Origin of the sequence: Pedobacter sp., assembly GCF_045628745.1 — a bacterium.
Lineage (GTDB): Bacteria > Bacteroidota > Bacteroidia > Sphingobacteriales > Sphingobacteriaceae > Pedobacter.
Genome location: NZ_JAZQPU010000449.1, coordinates 1 through 2,640, shown reverse-complemented (window position 1 = coordinate 2,640; position 2,640 = coordinate 1). Strand labels below are relative to the sequence as shown.

Sequence of the window (2,640 nt, the reverse complement as noted above, 5' to 3'; positions counted from 1 at the left end):
TGCATATTCCGGGGAAAGTTTACCACCGTTCCGGGATGAAAAGTTACCACTTATTCCGGACGAAACCTTACCAGTTGCTACTGGTCTAGAACACTTGAGGTGTGTGTATTATAATCAATAATAGGATTTATTTTCTTTTTCTCATAGAACCACCCAAAAGATCGACTTTATGTGCCGAAGCTGTCAATCTGTCTAATGCTGCATCAGCAATTGTAGGTTCATTGATAAACTCGTACCATTTATCCAGTGGCAGCTGGGAAGTAATGATTGTAGCCCCGTTGCCGTAGCGGTCTTCTAATATATCCAACAGGGCTAGTTTTGCATCGTGGGAAAGCGGCTTTAAGCCAAAGTCATCTAATATCAACACCGCATGTGCGGCGATCTGTTTAATCCATTTTAAGTAAGTTCCATCAATCCTTGCCTGCGCTATAGCTTCCAGGAACTTATTCATGGCCAGGTACATCACTTTGTGTCCCATCAGGCAGGCACTACGCCCCAAGGCGCAGGCTAAGTAGCTCTTGCCTGTCCCGGTCACACCTGTAATCAATACATTTTCACCTTTAGTGATAAACATACCGTCGGAGAGCCGTAAAAGCATTTCCCTGGTCAATCCTCTTTCAGGCTTGCAGATAATTTCTTCCAGCAGCGCATGGTAGCGCAGCTTGCTGTTTTTCAAAAGTCTTTCGGTACGCTGGTGGTTCCGGTATTCAATTTCAGCATGGCAAAGCATGGCGATGAGCGAATGAGCATCTTCCTGCTGATGGCTTGGCAGGTTCAGAGCGGCCTGATAGCGTTTGGCCATACCAGCAAGCTTCAAGGCGCTTAGTTGTTCTACGGTGGTGTTTTTATTCATGGTTATTTTATGTTATACAGTATTGTTTATTGATCAATTGATATTGTTGTAGGCGTCGGGGCCACGAAGATTGTTATGCAACGGTATGGGTGAGCCGGCTGTGGGTGCATCTTCATGCAGATCCATGTTATTCTGGAGAATGGTTTTTATCACGCCGTAATTATACTTCTTACCTCTTAATGCTCTTTTACATGCAGCCTCTACACGAGGGCCACCAAAAGAACGGATCAGCTGTAAGATGCCCAGACAAGGACCGTAAGCCTGGTGAATGGTGATTTTGCTCTCCATGATCTGACTAAAGAACTCGTGGGTAGATGGCCCGTTTTCAAGCGCCTTTTTCAAGTAATATTCCGGGTTCCAGCCACGGCGCTCGGCAATCTTCCTGTGATTTTCAGGCATATGATCCAGTAGCGTACTATAACCATGCTTTTTAAAGCTTCGGGTATGAATAGCAATACGCTGTAGCTCATGATAGACTTCCACATGGTCACTGCAATAAACCAGGTTAACTTCTTTGCCCAGATAGCTGAAAGGAACGCTGTAGAAATGCCAGTCTTCACCCAGTACCACATGGTAGTTCTTCTGGACCTTGGCCCTTGTGTAATGACGGATTTGATAGCTTGTTGCAGGTAGAGCCTGTAAAAGGGGTTTTTCTTCAGCATTAAACAGCTCCTGACGACTATAGCTTTTCTTTTGAAAGTTCTGCCCATGATGAAGATCCAGCTTGCAGAGAATAGCCTGATTAAGTTGATCCAGGCTTTCGAAAGTATCATTGCGTAATAAAGCAAAGACCCGGCGATAGGTTATCAGTACATTATTCTCAACAGAGGGTTTGTCCTTAGGTGAACCTGGTCTGGTAGCCAGTAAGCCGATCTGGTTGTGCAAGGCCCATTCCCGGAGCATCTCAGGAAAGGTAGGCTCATATTTACAAGTCCTTGTTACCCACTGCTTCATGTTATCTGATATGGCATTCATAGGCACGCCCTGAAAGTATTCAAGTATCGCATTCAGTGCGCCAATCAGGTATGGTAAGGTGGCATTAGGGAGCGCCTGAACGAACGAATATCCACTAAAAGGCAACACTGCAACCAGCACCGGACATTCAATGATCTCACCATCTTCATTTACATAATGCAGCTTTGATCCGGCAAAATCAATCTCCAGTAGCTCGCCAGGATTATGTTCCAGGTGCATGGCTGGTTTACGTACAGCCATTTCAATATCCAATAGCTCGCAAAACCGGGAGTACTGAAAACCAGCCGGATAAAGCTGTAGATATTCCTGCCACAAGAGATACCTTGTTACGCCCACACGTTTAAGTTCCAGGATAAAGTATGAAAGTTGATCTAGAAAATGAGCTTTACGAGGGTCTTCAGGTTCTGCTTTAACAGGCTTTGTCTTACTAAATACGGCATCAAGATCTGGATCTTTCAAGCTTAATAGCTCATCGTAACCTCGACCTGTGGCCCTAAATAAAGTAGAAAAGAGATGAACTGTGGGCCGCGACACCTTGGTCTGTTTTGCTATCTCTCTTTCAGAATAGCCGCGTTTGAGGAAAAGTAATATTTGTCGTACTCTTTGCATACTTAGTGGTTTGTTCGCCATCTCTATAAAATTGATCTATGATCAAATCTATCTGGAATGACGGGTAAACACACCTAAAGTGGTAACCTTTGCAGCGGAATAAGCGGTAACCTTTGTGTCGGAATGTCAGCCTTAAAAAGCCTGGTATTCTTGTGCAATGGTAAACTTTGCCCCGGAAAACCTGGTAAGGTTTGCAGCGGAAT

Annotated in this window: 2 protein-coding genes; both read right to left on the bottom strand. The window is 44.7% G+C overall.

The genetic code is table 11. The features are described 5' to 3' along the window. Window positions 1-127 precede the first annotated feature (127 nt). The gene (gene istB, locus ACR2F7_RS16310) at window positions 128-853 is read right to left on the bottom strand and encodes an IS21-like element helper ATPase IstB (protein WP_432714604.1); all 726 of its coding nucleotides are present in this window, start codon (window positions 851-853) and stop codon (window positions 128-130) included. A gap of 33 nt (window positions 854-886) precedes the next feature. Beyond that, a complete protein-coding gene (gene istA / locus ACR2F7_RS16305; protein WP_432714603.1) occupies window positions 887-2,437 on the bottom strand; it encodes an IS21 family transposase in 1,551 nt (516 codons plus the stop codon). Window positions 2,438-2,640: the final 203 nt, after the last annotated feature.

Bases quoted from the DNA above. Each gene is read 5' to 3' on its own strand.
- istB (WP_432714604.1), bottom strand. From the start codon at position 853: ATGAATAAAAACACCACCGTAGAACAACTAAGCGCCTTGAAGCTTGCT.
- istA (WP_432714603.1), bottom strand. From the start codon at position 2,437: ATGCAAAGAGTACGACAAATATTACTTTTCCTCAAACGCGGCTATTCT.